General features: G+C 74.7%; 12 protein-coding genes and 1 pseudogene. 11 read left to right on the top strand and 2 right to left on the bottom strand.

Features of this window, described 5'->3' with window-relative positions; genetic code table 11:
* Positions 1-22 precede the first annotated feature (22 nt).
* From ACGF8A_RS32965 to ACGF8A_RS32915, 11 genes and pseudogenes are all read left to right on the top strand, one after another.
* Positions 23-1,000: an ABC transporter substrate-binding protein gene (locus ACGF8A_RS32965; protein ID WP_393114186.1), complete on the top strand. Its 978-nt coding sequence runs from the start codon at positions 23-25 to the stop codon at positions 998-1,000.
* Positions 1,001-1,104: 104 nt separating this feature from the next.
* Positions 1,105-2,103 (top strand): annotated as a pseudogene (locus ACGF8A_RS32960) (FecCD family ABC transporter permease); the annotation flags it as partial.
* 329 nt (positions 2,104-2,432) lie between these two features.
* Entirely contained in the window at positions 2,433-3,440 is a 1,008-nt protein-coding gene (locus ACGF8A_RS32955) for a FecCD family ABC transporter permease (protein WP_393114183.1), read from the top strand.
* Between the two features lie 20 nt (positions 3,441-3,460).
* Positions 3,461-4,282 (top strand): ABC transporter ATP-binding protein, encoded by an 822-nt coding sequence (locus ACGF8A_RS32950; protein WP_393114180.1) that lies wholly within the window; start codon positions 3,461-3,463, stop codon positions 4,280-4,282.
* Positions 4,283-4,339: 57 nt separating this feature from the next.
* On the top strand, positions 4,340-4,453 hold the full coding sequence (gene amiA / locus ACGF8A_RS32945; protein WP_240499128.1) for a streptamidine family RiPP: 114 nt from the start codon (positions 4,340-4,342) through the stop codon (positions 4,451-4,453).
* Positions 4,454-4,544: 91 nt separating this feature from the next.
* A complete protein-coding gene (locus tag ACGF8A_RS32940) occupies positions 4,545-5,393 on the top strand; it encodes a hypothetical protein (protein ID WP_393114177.1) in 849 nt (282 codons plus the stop codon).
* Complete coding sequence (locus tag ACGF8A_RS32935; RefSeq protein ID WP_393114175.1) at positions 5,390-6,871, top strand: CocE/NonD family hydrolase; 1,482 nt, start codon at positions 5,390-5,392, stop codon at positions 6,869-6,871. The genes ACGF8A_RS32940 and ACGF8A_RS32935 overlap by 4 nt, the downstream gene beginning before the upstream one ends.
* Positions 6,868-8,247, top strand: coding sequence for a YcaO-like family protein (locus tag ACGF8A_RS32930; protein ID WP_393114173.1), 1,380 nt, complete (start codon positions 6,868-6,870; stop codon positions 8,245-8,247). Before ACGF8A_RS32935 ends, ACGF8A_RS32930 begins: the two co-directional genes overlap by 4 nt.
* Positions 8,248-8,258: 11 nt before the next feature.
* Complete coding sequence (locus ACGF8A_RS32925) at positions 8,259-9,476, top strand: SagB/ThcOx family dehydrogenase (protein WP_393114170.1); 1,218 nt, start codon at positions 8,259-8,261, stop codon at positions 9,474-9,476.
* Positions 9,473-11,212 carry an ABC transporter ATP-binding protein/permease gene (locus ACGF8A_RS32920; RefSeq protein WP_393114168.1) on the top strand — a complete coding sequence of 580 codons (1,740 nt, stop codon included), beginning with the start codon at positions 9,473-9,475 and terminating at the stop codon, positions 11,210-11,212. Before ACGF8A_RS32925 ends, ACGF8A_RS32920 begins: the two co-directional genes overlap by 4 nt.
* The gene (locus ACGF8A_RS32915; protein WP_393114166.1) at positions 11,209-12,993 is read left to right on the top strand and encodes an ABC transporter ATP-binding protein; all 1,785 of its coding nucleotides are present in this window, start codon (positions 11,209-11,211) and stop codon (positions 12,991-12,993) included. The genes ACGF8A_RS32920 and ACGF8A_RS32915 overlap by 4 nt, the downstream gene beginning before the upstream one ends.
* Positions 12,994-13,479: 486 nt before the next feature.
* Here the strand turns inward: ACGF8A_RS32915 and ACGF8A_RS32910 are convergent, their stop codons facing one another.
* Together ACGF8A_RS32910 and ACGF8A_RS32905 are read right to left on the bottom strand one after the other, a co-directional pair.
* Positions 13,480-13,965, bottom strand: a complete 486-nt coding sequence (locus ACGF8A_RS32910) for a Fur family transcriptional regulator (RefSeq protein ID WP_393114164.1) — start codon at positions 13,963-13,965, stop codon at positions 13,480-13,482.
* Positions 13,966-14,030: 65 nt separating this feature from the next.
* A complete protein-coding gene (locus ACGF8A_RS32905) occupies positions 14,031-14,858 on the bottom strand; it encodes a class I SAM-dependent methyltransferase (RefSeq protein WP_393114162.1) in 828 nt (275 codons plus the stop codon).
* Positions 14,859-14,976: the final 118 nt, after the last annotated feature.

The following is a 14,976-nucleotide window of genomic DNA, read 5'->3' as shown; positions in this document are numbered from 1 at the left end:
CTGAGAAAGAGCGAGGGCATCGATGCTGCGCGCACCGTCGAGATTCGTCCGTAGTTGGATCACCGCAGCGGTGGTCGGTTCCTTCCTGGTCGGCTGCGGCTCGTCGTCCGGGGAACCTGTGAGTGACAGGGCCAAGCCGGCGGCGAAGACCGAAGTCACCGTCGAACCCATCACGGCGTCCACGGAGTTGACCGATACGAAGGGCGTCGAGGTCTCTCTGAAGAAGGAACCCGAGCGGATCGTCTGCCTGTTCGCGCTCTGCGATGACATCCTGACCGAGCTGGGAATCGTCCCGACGGCCACCAACAGCGCGTTGCTCGCCCACCCGGACTTCCTGGGGGAGGAGAAGGCCAAGGACGTCGACGTCATCCCGGGCGGGTTCATCGCCCCGGAGGTGGAGGCGATCCTCTCCCACAAGCCCGACCTCGTCATCGGACTGGGCGACACCCACGGCAAGCTCGCCCCGGCGCTCAAGGGCGCCACGACGTTCTGGGCGATGCAGCCCGCGACATGGGAGGACAGCGTCGGATACCTGCGCGACCTCGCCGCTCTCACCGGGCGCACCGCCGAGGGCGAGAAGGCCGAGATGAACTTCCGGACCAAGCTCGCCGCCGCCGAGAAGACTCCCAGCGACAAGACCGCTCTCGTCATCTACGGCAGTGACGAGAACTTCGGCGTCGCGACCCCGGAGACCGACGTGGCCGCCAGTCTCTTCCCCAAGATCGCCGACTATCCCTGGAAGTCCCGTGGTGTGGAAGGCAGTTACAGCCTCGAGGAGATCCTCGCCCAGAAGGTCGACGTGCTGTTCGTCGAGACGCTGAGCTTCGGCGACGCGGACGGCAAGCTGTCCGAGAAGCTGGCCGAGAACCCCCTGTGGGGCAAGATCCCGGCGGTGGAGAACGGCGACGTCCACGAGGTGGACTCGGAGGTGTGGGCCAAGGGCCGCGGCACCCGCTCGCTGGGCATCGTCCTCGACGAGGCCACGGCCGCGCTGCGGTGAGGACGCCCCGCTCGTCGCTCGCCGCGGCGGATCCCGTCGCCGCGGGCGGACTGCGGCCGTCGGGCGGCGCGCGGAGGGGGCAGCCGCTCCTGGTGGTCGTTGTGCTGGCCGTCTCCTCGGCCTGCGCGCTCAGCCTCGGCACCCCATACGTCCCACCGCACCGGCTGGTCGCCGCGGTGCTGGACGGGGACACCACGCTCGCCGGGATCGTCGTCTTCGAACTCCGCGTGCCCCGACTGGTGCTGGCGCTCGTCGCCGGAGCTTGTCTCGGGGCGGCCGGGCTGGTGCTACAGGAGGCGCTGCGCAATCCCCTGGCGGTGCCGGAGATGCTGGGCGTGTCGTCCGGTGCCGCGCTGGGGGTGGCTGCGCCGCTGGTACTGAGCCTGTCACTGCCCGCCGCCGTCCAGCCGATGCTCGCCATCGGGGGGGCCGCGCTCGGCGGCGGGCTCACGCTCCTGGCCGCCGGACTCGGCCGCAGTCCGTCCGCGGTGCTGCTGACAGGCGCCGCGGTGGCGGCGGCGTTGCAGGCCGCGCTGCTCGTTCTGATGGTCATGGCCGACCAGTTGGACCTCCAGCTCATCTACCGTTACCTGCTCGGCTCCCTGTCCGCCCGGACCTGGGACGACGTGACGGGACTGTGGCCGTGGCTGCTCGTCGCGCTCCCCGCGCTCGTGCTGTGCGCGCCGGTGCTGTCGGTGATGCGGCTGGGCGACCAGGACGCCGAGGCGCTGGGGGTGCGCGCCCAGCGCGCCCGGCTGGCGGCACTGGCCATCGCGGTGGTGCTGATCGCCCCGGTGACGGCCGTGTGCGGGCCCGTGGCATGGGTGGGCTTCCTCGCCCCGCACCTGGCCCGGTGGTTCAACCCCGCGGCGGGAGCGGTGCGCTGGCTTCCGTGGTCCGCGGTATGGGGCGCGGTCGTCGTGGTCGTCGCCGACGCCCCGGCCCGGCTGGCGCTGGCGCCCGTGGAGACACCGGCCGGCGCGTGGACGGCCCTGCTGGGGGTGCCGGCCGGGGTCGCGCTGATGCGGTCGCGCGGTCGCGACCGGTCGGCCCGGCGCCGGCCGACCGCCTCGGCCGCGGTGCGCGGGCCGCTGCCCGGACCGCGGAAGGCGGCTTCCGTCGCGGCCGACGACGTTTCCCACGCGGGGGTGCCGGAAGCGATCCCTCGTGCCGACGCGGCGAAGGACCTCCCTCGTGCCGACGCGGCGAAGGACCTCCCTCGTGCCGACGCGGCGAAGGACCTCCCTCGTGCCGACGCGGCGCACGACCTCCCCCGCGCCGGAACGCCGGACGCGACCCCCCGCGCCCATGCGGTCAACGACATCCCCCTCGCCGGAACGCCGGACGGCGCCGGCGGAGAAGCCCCCGGGCGCGGTGGGCTCGACGACGACTGCTCGCCCCCTTCCGGGGCGTTCGGAACGGAGGACGTACGGTGACCCGGCGATTCACGGCTCTCGCCGTACTGGCCGTCGTGTGCGCCGGCGTGGAACTGGTGGCCGGGCGCGGCATGTCCCCGGGCGTGGCCTGGGAGGTCCTGAACGGCGGCGGGGACGCGACGGAACGCCACATCCTGTTCCAACTTCGCCTGCCCAGGCTGCTGGTGGCTCTCTGCGCAGGCGCCAGTCTCGCCGTGGCGGGGCTGGTCCTGCAGTCCGCTCTGCGCAATCCCCTTGCCGGGCCGGAGGTGACGGGCGTGACCCCGGGGGCGGTGCTCGGCGCCGTCACCGCGACCGCCCTGGGACTCGCCGGGTGGGACTCACCCCTGGCCGTGGTGCTCGCCGCGTGCGTGGGCGGGTGCGCCGGAGCCACGCTGCTGTGGTTGCTCGCCGGGCGCGGGCGCGGTGACCCGGCGCAGACCGCCGTGCACGGGGTGCTGGTGTCGGCGGTGCTGGGCGGACTCACCGCCATGGTGCTCCTGGTGGAGCCGGGCGAACTCGGCAGTGTCGTCCAGTGGCTGGTGGGCACCACGGAGGGCCGGGTGTGGCAGCACTGGCACCTGCTGTGGCCGTGGGCCCTCGTCTGGGGGGTCGCGGCCTGGCTGCTGGCCGGGCCGTTGACGCTGCTGCGCTGCGGGGACGACATCGCTCTGGCCGCCGGTCTCTCGGCTCGCCGGGCCCGGACCTTGGCCCTGCTGTGCGCGGTGGCGCTTACGGCGGGCGCGGTGGCCGCCGTGGGAGCGCTGGGTTTCGTGGGGCTGCTCGTCCCGCACGTGGCCGTGGCCGCCTTCGGCGCGGACCTGCGGGTGAGTCTGCCCGGCGCCGCCCTGGCGGGCGCGGTGGTCGTGTGCGGGGCGGACGCGGCGGCGCAGCTGTCCTCGCGGCTGCTGGCGGGGGTGCTGGACCTCGGACGGCTCACGCTGCCGGTCGGGGCGCTCACCGCCTGCCTCGGGGCCGCGTTGCTGCTGGTCGTCGTGCGCCGCACGCCGAGCCGTTCGTTCTGACGTCGAATCGAGGACAGAGCATGACCGAGCCCGTGGGGATCCACGTCGAGGGGGTCCATTTCGGCTACCCCGGGCGACCCGTGCTGCGGGGCGTCGACCTGACCGTACGGCCGGGTGAACTGACCGCCCTCATCGGCCTGAACGGTTGCGGCAAGTCGACCCTGCTGCGACTGGCTGCCGGGCTGCTGCAACCGGACGAAGGGCGCGTCCGGCTCGGCGGGGACGACCTCGCCCGGCTGTCCCGGCGCGCGACGGCCCGGAGGGTGGCCCTGCTGCACCAGTCCGCCCCGGGCGTTCCCGGCATGACCGTGCGTCACCTGGTCCGCCAGGGGCGGTACGCGGCGCGCGGACCGCTGGGCATGCTGCGTGAGGGCGACGATCCCGTCGTGCACCGGGCGCTGCGTGACGTCGGGGTCGCGGAGTGGGCCGACCGTGACGTCGACGCGCTGTCCGGAGGCGAGCGGCAGCGGGTGCGGCTCGCGATGGCGCTCGCCCAGGACACGCGCGTCCTGCTGCTCGACGAGCCGACCACCTACCTGGATCTGCACCACCAGCTCGACGTGCTGCAGACGGTGGTCCGCCTGCGTGAGGAGCGCGGGCTCACCGTGGTGATGGTGCTGCACGACCTGGCCCACGCGGCGCGGTTCGCCGAACGCGTCGTCGCCCTGCGCGATGGCCGTGTGGTGGCCGACGGGGCGCCGGGGGAGGTGGTGACCCCGGGGTTGCTGGCGGACGTGCTGAAGGTGGCCGGACGGGTCGGCCGGGACCCTGAGGGAGGCTGGCCGGTGTGTTACCCAGATCACCCTCTCCCAGATCTAGAATATGAAAATCAGAGTCATTAGATTGTCATCGCGGCGCTCACTCGAACGTCGTAACTCCCGCTCTAACAAGGAGAGTTCATGGAGAACGAGCAGATCTTCACGCCGATCGCCGACCAGGGCCAGCTGGCGCACGCCTCGGCCTCCCACTCCAACGCGCTCGTCGAGAACCCCTTCGACGACAACGAGGAGTAAGCGAGGGCCTAGCCACCCTCGACCGTGGGCCCGCCCGTTGCCTTCCGGGCGGGCCCACGCCCATCCCCACCCTTTCGTCAGGAGGATCGTCGTGTCCCGCAGCCGACTCGCCCCCGGTGTCGACGTCGTCGCCGTGCCCGGCCGGGGGCTCGCCGTCCGGACCCCGGAAGGGGAGTTCTTCAGCGTCAGGACAAGGGGCGCCGACCAGGACGTTCTGCTCTCCCGGCTCACGGGCGGGTCCACAGGCCCGGCGGACGACGAACTCGAACGTGTGGTGCGGGCGTTCGAGGAGACCGGCTATCTGGCGGAAGGGCCGCGGGACGCGCGATGGCCCGCCGCTCGCCAGGACATCCGGATCCTCGGCAACCCGGTACTGACCGAACCGCTCGCGGCGCAACTGGCCGCCCTGGGCGCCCGGCCTCGCGTGACGGAGACCGCCTCGGGCGGATCACCGGTGGCCGTCGAGGACCTGCTCGACGGAGACCCCTCCGCGGTCGTGTGGTGCCTCGACGGACCCGTTCCGGACGGGTTGTGGGACGCCGCCGACCGCCTGCCCGACCACGGCGTCGCGTGGCTGCGCTGCCACCGCGAGGGCTGGCAGGCGTACGTCGAGCCGGTGGCCGCCGCTCCCTCGGACGTCACCTCGGGGCACGTCCGGTCCCGCCGGCTCGCCGCCACCCCCGCCCACCGCGAACTGGCCGCGTACTGGAGCGGACCACGTACCTCCGGCGCGCCGGTCCGGCTCACCCCGCCCGCCGCCACGCTGCTCGCCGCCCTGCTCGCGGACGATCTCCATCGGTGGGCCACCGGCGCACCCGGCACCGTCGGCCTCCCGGCCCGGCGCCGGCTCCGCCGCGTGGACCTGCGCACGCTGGCCGTCACCGAGCACCCCGTCCTCCCGGTGCCCACCGTCGCCCCGATGCCCAAGAAGGACGGATGACCGCGTTCGACGCGGCCGTGGAGGAACTGGCCACCGACGTGGTCCTCCCGGCCGGTGGCGGTCCCTTCCCGGCCGTCCTGGTGCGCACCCCCTACGACCGGACCCGGCACCGGGCCGAGGCGCGTGGCTGGGCCCGCCGCGGATTCGCCGCCGTCGTCCAGGACGTGCGCGGCCGGTTCGCGTCGCCGGGGGAATGGCACCCCTACGCGAACGAGGCGGCCGACGGCGCGGCGGCCGTCCGCTGGATCCGGCGGCATCCGTGGAGCGACGGCCGGCTGGTGGCCGCCGGCGCCTCCTACGCGGCCCACTGCGCCCTCGTCCTCGCCCTCGACGCGCCTGAGGACGCCCGGCCCGACGCCGTCCTCGCGGCCGTACCCGCCCTCGGCCTGGCGGAGACGGCCCGCGAGGCGTCCGGTGTGGAGCGGCTGCTGTCCCGCGCCGGATGGTGGGCCGCCCACGGTGACCGACCGGACTCGGACGAGCGCGCGCTGGACAAGGCCCTCGCGGCGGACCCCGGTCTCCTCACCCACCTGCCGCTCACCGGCCTCCCCGAGCGGCTGGGCCGCGCCCTGCCCTCCTGGGCAAGCCTGTGGCGGCACCGCGACCGCGGACGCCTGACCGCCCGGGCGGCGCAGGCCGCCGTGCCCCTGCTCGCGGTGGGCGGCCACCACGACCACTTCACAGAGGAGACCGTCGCACTCTGGCACGCCTGGGGCGGACCCTCGGCGCGGCTGCTGCTGGGCCCCTGGGGCCACGGCCTCGGTTCCACACCCGGCCCCGACGCCGGACCGGCCCACCGGGTGAACCTCGGCGAGCTGTACGTGAGCTGGGCCCGCCGCGCCCTGGCCGGCGAACTCGCCCCCGGCGGCCACGGCGCACAGGGACTGGGCGGGGCCGACCTGTGGCTGCCCGCCGGTACGAACGGCGAACCGCGCACCCGGCGGCCGCGGCTGCTGCACGGGGCCGCCTTCACCGCCGACCCCGACCGGCCCGTCCGCTCCGACGACCTGACCGTCCCCACCGACGGCCCGCCCGACCGCTGCCTGCTCATCACCCCACCGCTGCCGCGTCCGCTCGACGTCGTCGGCCCCGTGAGCGTGCACCTGCGGGCCACCGCGCACACGCGGTCCGCCGACTGGGCCGCCCGGCTGGTCGCCCTCACGCCGGAAGGAGTCGCCGAGCGGCTCGCCGTCGGCATCGTCCGGCGCGCCGAACCGGCCGGCCGTGACGCCGCGTTCACCCTCGCCCTCGGCCGGCTCGCTCGCCGGCTGCCCGCCGGCACCCGGCTGCGCCTGGAGATCGCCGGACACCACTTCCCGGCCCATGCCCGCAACCCGCACACCGGTCAGGACCCGGTGAAGGCCGCCACGCTGCACGCCTCCCGGCGCGAGATCGATCCGGACAGCGTGGTGCTGAGCCTGCCCGTGCTCCCCTCCCGCCCCACCCCCGTCGACCCCGCAGAGGAGATCCTGAGATGACGACGCTGCCGCTGGAAGCACTCGTCGACCCCGTCTGCGGCATCGTCCGCAACGTCGAGCCCGTCGAGCACCCGGCGGGCACCCCGCCCCGCTACACCGCGCTCACGGCCGAGATATCCGACGCCCGCAGACACGGCCTGTGGCCCGCCGACCGGGTCTCCCTCGGCACCACCTTCGGTGACCCCGCCCAGGCCCGCGTCGCCGCGATAGCCGAGGGGGTGGAACGGTACTGCGGCAACCGCGTCCCGCCGCCCGGCCACCCCGACGCCCCCGTGCGGGCCACCGCCACCGAACTGGCCGACAAGGGCCTGCGGCTCTACGGCCCCGGCGACCTGCCTGCGTACGCCGACTGGCAGTACGCCCGGGAGAAGTTCCCCTACCGCCCCCTCACCCCCGACACCCCGGCCCTGTGGACCCGCGGCACCGAACTGCTGCCCGGCGGAGGGACGACGGAGGTCTGGGCACCCGTCGCGCTCACCCACCTCAACTGGCGCCAGGGCGCACTGCGTGAGCTACCCCGCACCCACCACCTCAACTACGCCGGGATCGCCACCGGACAGGGCCTCGACGACGCCGTCGAACGCGGCCTGCTGGAGATCGTCGAACGCGACGCCCTGGAACTGTGGTGGCATCTGGACGGCCCGGCCCGCGGCATCGACCCGGCGAGCGTGCCCGGCCTCGCCGACGACCTCACCGGCTCGGCGTTCGACGTCCACATCGTGCAGATGCACTCGGAGTTCGCCCCCTGCATGGCCGCGCTCGTGCACGATGCGCGCCTCGGCCTGTACGCCGCCGGGTTCGCCTGCAAGTACGACCCGGCCGAGGCCGCCCGCAAGGCCGTCCTGGAGGCCGTCCACACCTGGGTCTTCACCCAGGGCCTGACCGGCTCCGACGGCTGGGTGTTCAAGGCCGTGGAGGCCGGGCTGCTCGCCCGCGGGCTGTACCTGGACCACCGGGCCGACGCCCGCTACCTCGACGCGTGCGGCGAGCAGTTCGAGCACGTACGGGACCTGGGCGCCCACGTGCAGGTGTGGCTCGACGAGCGGATGGCCGCCGAGGCCAGACGCTTCACCGAACCCGCGCTCGGCACCGTGTCCATCGGCGAGGTCGAGCCCGGCAGCCGGCAACGCCTGGACAGCGCGCTGCGGACGGGCGGCCACCGGGTCATGACCTTCGACCTCACCACGGAGGACGTGGCCGAGACCTCCCTGCGCGTCGCACGGGTTCTCGTCTCCGGACTGCTGCCCAACGCCCCCGCCGCCTTCGGCTACTTCGGCTGCCCGCGCCTCGCCGCGGCCGCCGTCGCCCGAGGGTGGCGCACGAGCCCGCCGAGCGCGCCGGAGGACTTCACGCTGGCGCCTCCGCCGCACATGTGAGGGCCGCAGCCGTGGAAGAAGACCTCCGCGAGGACCGGCCGGTGGACCTCGTCGCCGCCCTCGCCCGCGCACGCTCCCCGGAGCCACCAGGACCCGGCACCCCCGCCGGGGGAACGGTCCGGGCCTGGCCCGGACCGCCGAGCCCCCTCCCGCCGGCCGGCCCGGCCGACCTCGACCTGGGGGCCCTGCTGCGCCTGTCGCTGGCCGCGGCGGACGCCTCCGGACGCCTCCGGCCCGTGGCCTCCGCCGGTGCGCTGCACCCGGTGGACACCGAACTGGTGGTGGGCGCGGGCTGTTCCCTGCCGCCCGGCCGCTACGGCTACGACCCGCTGCGCCACCGCGTCCATCACCTCGGCCGGCCTCCGGGGAATACACCTCCCGGCGTGACCGCCGAACTCTCCGTCACCGCACGGCGCACGGTCTCCCACTACGGGCACCGCGCCTGGCCGCTGCTCCTGCTGGACACCGGGCACGCAGCCGCGGCCCTGTTCCTCGCGGCCCGCGCGCTGGGCACGGACGAGCCCGAGGCACGGCTCGACGGACTCGCCGGGAGCCCGCTGGCCGCCGTGCACATCCCGCCGCCCGACGGGCGGGGCGGCCCGGCGGCGCACCAGGCCGGTGGGCGGGGCCCGGCGCACCAGGCCGGTGGGCGGGGCAAGGCGCGCCCGGACGGCGGCGCCCGTGTCCCGGACCCGCCGGGGGGCCCGCCCGCGCCCGCCGAACTGCTGGCGCGCCGCAGTACCCCACCGCCGATGCCGGGCACCCCGTCCCAGGACGCGCTGCGGGCGGTCCTCACCGCCGCCGTACAGGCGGGCACCGGCGACCTGCGCTGGTGCGCCGCGGTCGGCCCGCCACGACCCGTCCTGGTGGCACTGTCCGCCGACGGCACGACCCTGCGGCGGCACGCGGCGGGAGAGGCCCGCCCGACGCTCGCCGCCTGGGCCGCGGGCCAGGCGTGGCTCGCGGACGCGGGCGCCGTCCTGCTCGCCCACGGCTGCCCCGCGGACGCCGACGCCATGCACATCCGCCGCGCCCACCTGCAGGCCGGCTTCGCCGTCCACCTGGCCCATGTCACCGCCTCGCGCCACGGGCTGTCGGCCCGGCCCGTCGGCTCCTGGCAGCAGGCGGACCTCGGCGCCGCCCTCGGCGCCCCTCCGGGCCGGGACTGGGTCGTCCACGGACTGGCCCTCGGCACCCGCCACGCCGCCGACGAGGAGAACATCACGTGATCGTCCACCCCGAGCTGCGCCGCGCCGCCGGGCGCACCCGGCGCCCCCTGCTCGCGGCCACCCTCCTGCAGGGCGCCGTCACCCTGACCCACCTGGTGCAGGCCGCACTGCTGGCCCTCGCGCTCGCCCACTTGGCCCGTGGTGACACCGGTGAGCTTCCGCGGCTGCTGGCCGCGGTGCTCGCCGTCGTCGCCGCCCGCGCCGGGCTCACCCTGTGGCAGCGGCACACCGCCACCCGTGCCGGGGCCCGCGTCAGGGTGGCCCTGCGGGACGAACTGCTCGTCCACCTGGGTCGGTTGGGGCCCGCCCACCTGACCACCGCCCGAGCCGGGGCGGTCCGCACCACCCTCGTCGACGGGGTGGAGGGCGTCGACGCCTACGTCTCCCGTTACCTGCCCCAGCTCCTGGTCACCCTCACCGTGCCGCCCCTGGCACTGGCGGCCCTGGCCGTGGTCGAACCGTGGGCACTCCTCGGCCTGGTCCCCGCCCTGCTGCTGGCCCTCGCCGGGCCGCGCGCCTGGGACCGGCTGCTGGCCGCCCGCGGCAAGGAGCACTGGGACACCTACGAAGGGCTCGGCGCCGACTACCTGGAGGCACTCCAGGGCATGCCCGCCCTCCGTGCCGCCGGCGCCGTCGGACGCACCCGCGCACGCCTGGAGGAGCGGTCCGCCGCGCTGCACCGGGCGACCGTCGCCAAACTGCGGGTGTCCCTGGTCGACACCGCCATCACCGACCTCGCCATCCAGGGCGGCACTGTCGCCGCCGCGCTCCTGGCGTGCTGGTCGTCCGCCACCGGATCCACCACGGCGACCGGCACCTATCTGGTGCTGCTGCTGGCCTCCGAGTGTTTCCGGCCGGTCCGCGACCTGGCCCGCGAATGGCACGCCGGATACCTGGGGGTGTCGGCCGCGGACGGTCTCGCGGCGCTGCGCACCGCCGAGCCGGCCGTACCCGACACCGGGGAGATGCGCGCCCACTGGACCACCCCGCCCGAAGTGCGCTTCGACGACGTCCGGTTCGCCTACGACGGCACACCCGCGCCCGCCCTCGACGGCGTTTCCTTCACCGCGCCGGCGGGACGGACCACGGCGATCGTCGGCCCTTCCGGCGCGGGCAAGTCCACGCTGCTGGCCCTGCTGCTGCGCCATCACGACCCGCAGGAGGGCCGCATCACCCTCGACGGACGCCCCACCACCGCGTACGCACTCGACTCTCTGCGGCAGGGCATCGCCGTCGTCTCACAGGAGACCTACCTCTTCCACGCCACCATCGCCGACAATCTGCGCCTGGCCAGGCCCGGCGCCACGGACGACGACCTGACCCGTGCGGCGTGCGTCGCCGGGGTCCACGACGAGATAGCCGCCCTGCCCGACGGCTACGCCACCGTCCTCGGGGAGCGTGGCGCCACCCTCTCGGGCGGCCAGCGCCAGCGTCTCGCCCTCGCGCGTGCCCTGCTCGCGGACGCCCCGGTGCTGGTCCTCGACGAGGCCACCAGCGCGGTCGACGAACGCCGCGAAGCGAACATCCTCCGGGAACTGATGAACGCCGCGAGCGGCCGGACCGTCCTGGTCGTCGCCCACCGGCTGGCCGCCGTCCGGCACGCCGACCGCATCGTCGTCCTCGACCAAGGACGCGTGGACGCCGTCGGCGAGCACACCGGCCTGGTCGAGGCCGGCGGCGTCTACACGCGGCTCGTCGACGCCGGCCGCGCCCACCGAGGAGAACTCGCCGCATGAGCACCGCCACCGCTACCACAAGCTCAACCACAACCACCGCCACCACTGCGAAATCCGACGCGGACATACCTGCGCGACGCGCACTGCGGGCCCTGCTGCCCGCCCTCGCCGCCCACCGCGCCATGACGGCCCGCACCTGCGCCGCCGCCCTCCTCGAACAGGGCTCCCTCGTCGCGCTGGTGACCCTGGCCGCGCACACGGTGGGGACCGCTGTCATCGAGGGACGCGTGCCTTCGGCCACCACCGTCACCGCGCTCGTCGCCCTGGTCCTCGTCCGCGCCCTGACGACCTGGCGGGAGATGGACCTCTCGCACGATCTGGCCTACCGGGTGCTGGCCGTCCTGCGGGTGCGCGTCTTCGACGGACTCGCCCGCAGCGCGCCCGCCCGCATCGCGGGCCGGCGCAGCGGCGACCTCGCCGCCACCGCCATGGCCGACGTGGAGGCGCTGGAGTTCTTCTACGCCCACACCACCGCCCAACTGCTCGCGTCGGGAACGATCCTCACGGGCGGCTCCCTGCTCCTGACGGTGGTAGAGCCCTGGCTGCTGGCCGCCGTACTCCCGGTGGCGGCCCTGCTCGCCGCGGCGCCTTTCGCCGACGCGCGGGGACGCGCGGTACGCGGCGGCCGCACCCGGACGGCCACGGCGAGGCTGTCGGCCGACACGGTGGAGACCGTCGACGGACTGCGCGAGCTGCTGGCCTTCGGCCGGCTCGCGCAGCGCCGCCGCACGCTGGCGGAGCGTGGGCGCCAGGTGGGCGACGCCCAGCGTGCCGAGGCCAGGTGGGAGGCGGTCGCCGCATCGGTCCGCGACCTGCTCATCGTGGCCGCCGTCCTCGGCACGGTCGCCGCGGCGGCGCAGTCCGTGACCTCGGGACGGCTGCACGGCGCGTGGGCCCCGGCGGCGATGGCCCTGGCCCTGTCCGTCCTCGGTCCGGTCGCGGAGTCGGCCCGCGCCCTGAGCCAGGCCGTGGCACTGCGCGCCGCGGCCTCCCGCGTCGGCGCGGCCGTCAAGGCCCCCGCCCTCGCCCCGCAGCCCGCGGCGCCCCGCCCCGTGCCGCCCGGTCCGCTGGGTGTCCGGCTGCACGGGGTGCGGTTCGACTACGGCGGACAGCCCGTGCTGGACGGCGTCGACCTGACCGTCCCCCCGGGGCAGACACTCGCCCTGGTCGGTGTCTCGGGCGCCGGCAAGTCGACCTGCGCTCACCTGCTCGCCCGGTTCTGGGACCCTTCCGAGGGAGTGGTCCAGCTGATGTCCGCCCACGGCGACCCCGTGGACGTCCGGGACGTGAGCGATTCCGAACTGCGGCGCACGGTCGTCCTCGTGGGACAGGAGACCCCCCTCTTCCACGGCACCCTCGCCGAGAACCTGCGGCTCGCCGCACCCGAAGCGGACGACGACCTGCTCGCCACGACAGCGCGTCGGTGCGGCGTCGACCGGATCGCCGCTATGGACACCCTCATCGGGGAACGCGGCGCGACGCTCTCGGGAGGCCAGCGGGCTCGTATCGCACTCGCCCGCGCGCTGCTGGTCCGCCCGCACGTCCTCGTCCTCGACGAGTCCACCGCCCACCTGGACAACACCGGCGACGCCCAGCTCGCCGCCGCGCTGCGGGAGGAGGGCCGCACCACGATCGTCATCGCCCACCGGCCGGCCACCATCCGCCGTGCCGACCGCATCGCCGTCCTCGAGAAGGGCCGCATCACGGAAGAGGGAACCTGGGACGACCTCACCGGCCGCCCCGGCAGCGCACTCAACCGCGTACTCACCACTCCCTCCTGAGCAGGGGGCGCCACCTGGCCTCCGGACCGGGAACCAATGAGGGCCGGCAGCCCTGCTCGACGCGCACGGGTCGCGCCGTCGCGCGCGACACCCTCTCGCATACGGCATGAGGGCGGCGCCCACGCCAGCCCGCGAACGCGCCGTCCCAGGTCGCGAGGAGCAGTCTGCTCTGGTCCGGGGAGAGGGCGTGCGTGATCCTCTCGACCCGCCGGCCGGAGTCCGGGCCTTTCGGTCACCGACGGGAGGGGCAGACCATGGATACGACGGCTCCTCCGGCGTTGACGACCGCCGCCCACCTCGCGGTAAGTTACCGCCGGACGGCCGCAGTGGCATCGTCGGCCGGCTGATCTGTGCGGTCACGGGACCCGTCCTGCCTCATTGCTGTCACACTCCGAAGCCTGCCAGCCGGGTGAGGCCCCGTGTGCTGCTGTCCCGGCCCGCCCTCGCCGCCGGAGGCGGTGCAGCCGCCGGGCCCTGTCCCGCGCGTCACCGGCCGGGTGTGAGTCGCCGCTCAGTGTGCTGCCCGGACGAGTCCTGCGCGGTCGAGGTGACGCGACAGCGGTCGCAGACGCCGGTCAGTTCCACGATGTGCTCGACATCGGCGAATCCCGTGCTCTCGGCCACGTCCTCCGCCCAGCGTTCCACCGCGTCCGCCTCGACTGCTGTGCTGAAGCCGCAATCGCGGCAGACGAGATAGTGGCGGTGCCCGTCGGTGGGCCGGGTGCGGTAGAGCCGTTGCCCGGTCTTCCCCCGGACCACGTCGACCTGCCCGGCGCGCTCCAGGGCGCTAAGCGTCCGGTACACCGTGGTCAAGCCGATGGTGGTGCCGTCGGCTTCGAGCGCCTCGTGCAGTTCCTGGGCGGACGTGAAGCCGGCGCGCTCGTGCAGGGCGCTCAGAACGGCCTTCCGCTGCCGCGTCGGGCGCCAGTGCGCCGATGACTGTGTGGCCGATGCGTCGCGCAGGACGCCCACCTCCCACGGAGCGGGGTCAGTCGGATCCAGGGCGAGTGCGGTGGGTTCCGGGACCGGTCGTGCTGTCAGGGCAGGCGCACGAGGTTGAGCCGGTAGCCCTCGGCCTGGGGGAGCCGCTGCGCGGCGAGCACGGACAGCATCTCCTGGCAGGAAACCGGGAGTTCCGCGACCAAGGGGCCGGGAAGGGTGGTGAGCGTGTGCGACGCCAGTACCCGCGTGCCCGGCCGCCAGTCGGCCAGCCGGGCCGGGTCGGGGCAGTACCAGTGCATGCGGGCGTCGACCTTGCTGAGGGCGTCGTGCTGCTCCTGGGCGTCGAAGAAGCCGGGGCCCGCGGTGTCGAGGGCCAGCAGCGAGCCCGGGAAGCGCTCGGAGAGAAGGCCGACCACTCGGCGGACCTCCGGTTCGTGCAGGTAGGGCAGCACTGCTTCGGCGACGAACAGATACGGCCCCGCGGCCGGCGAGGCCACCTCGGCGGCCCATGCCTCGTCCGTCACCGAGGCCGCGATCATGGTCCGCCGTGGAGTGTCCGCGAAGAAGTTCCGGCGCAGGCCGATCACGTCGGGCAGATCGATCTCGAACCACCTCGCGCGGCCGTTGTCGAGGCGTTCGTGGCGTGTGTTCAGGCCGGTGCCGATCTCGACCACGGTTCCGTCGGGATGGACGGACAGGAAGTCCGCCACCCAGCGATCGAAGAGCACGGTGCGCAGCATCGCCCCGGTGAGGCTGGGCAGGCCGTCGAAGCGCGCGAAGTCGTAGTCGAGCGCGGCGACGATCTCCTCGGCAGGGGCGTCGCGCAGCAGGGGGAACTGCTTGCGGTTCTCCACCGCGCGTGCGTACAGCGGAATGAGGAGTGTTTCCTGCACCACACCCAGATGCGGCTTTTCCCGGTTCATGAGTGGCCTCCCTGCCGCAGTCGGTGTACCGGGCCGGACGGTGCCGTGGCTGCGACCAGCGTCCGGCCCGGAGTCTCAGTGCCCCGTCACGGTGGTGAGGGGGTCGTGTTCGTGTGCG

The sequence above is a fragment of the Streptomyces sp. NPDC047706 genome (assembly GCF_043204795.1).
GTDB lineage: Bacteria > Actinomycetota > Actinomycetes > Streptomycetales > Streptomycetaceae > Streptomyces.
Note: the sequence above shows the minus strand (reverse complement) of the source record. Positions and strands in the feature narration are given on the sequence as shown.

Coding starts and splice junctions, on each gene's coding strand:
- ACGF8A_RS32905 (WP_393114162.1), bottom strand. CDS start 14,858: ATGAACCGGGAAAAGCCGCATCTGGGTGTGGTGCAGGAAACACTCCTC.
- ACGF8A_RS32950 (WP_393114180.1), top strand. CDS start 3,461: ATGACCGAGCCCGTGGGGATCCACGTCGAGGGGGTCCATTTCGGCTAC.
- ACGF8A_RS32935 (WP_393114175.1), top strand. CDS start 5,390: ATGACCGCGTTCGACGCGGCCGTGGAGGAACTGGCCACCGACGTGGTC.
- ACGF8A_RS32930 (WP_393114173.1), top strand. CDS start 6,868: ATGACGACGCTGCCGCTGGAAGCACTCGTCGACCCCGTCTGCGGCATC.
- amiA (WP_240499128.1), top strand. CDS start 4,340: ATGGAGAACGAGCAGATCTTCACGCCGATCGCCGACCAGGGCCAGCTG.
- ACGF8A_RS32915 (WP_393114166.1), top strand. CDS start 11,209: ATGAGCACCGCCACCGCTACCACAAGCTCAACCACAACCACCGCCACC.
- ACGF8A_RS32965 (WP_393114186.1), top strand. CDS start 23: ATGCTGCGCGCACCGTCGAGATTCGTCCGTAGTTGGATCACCGCAGCG.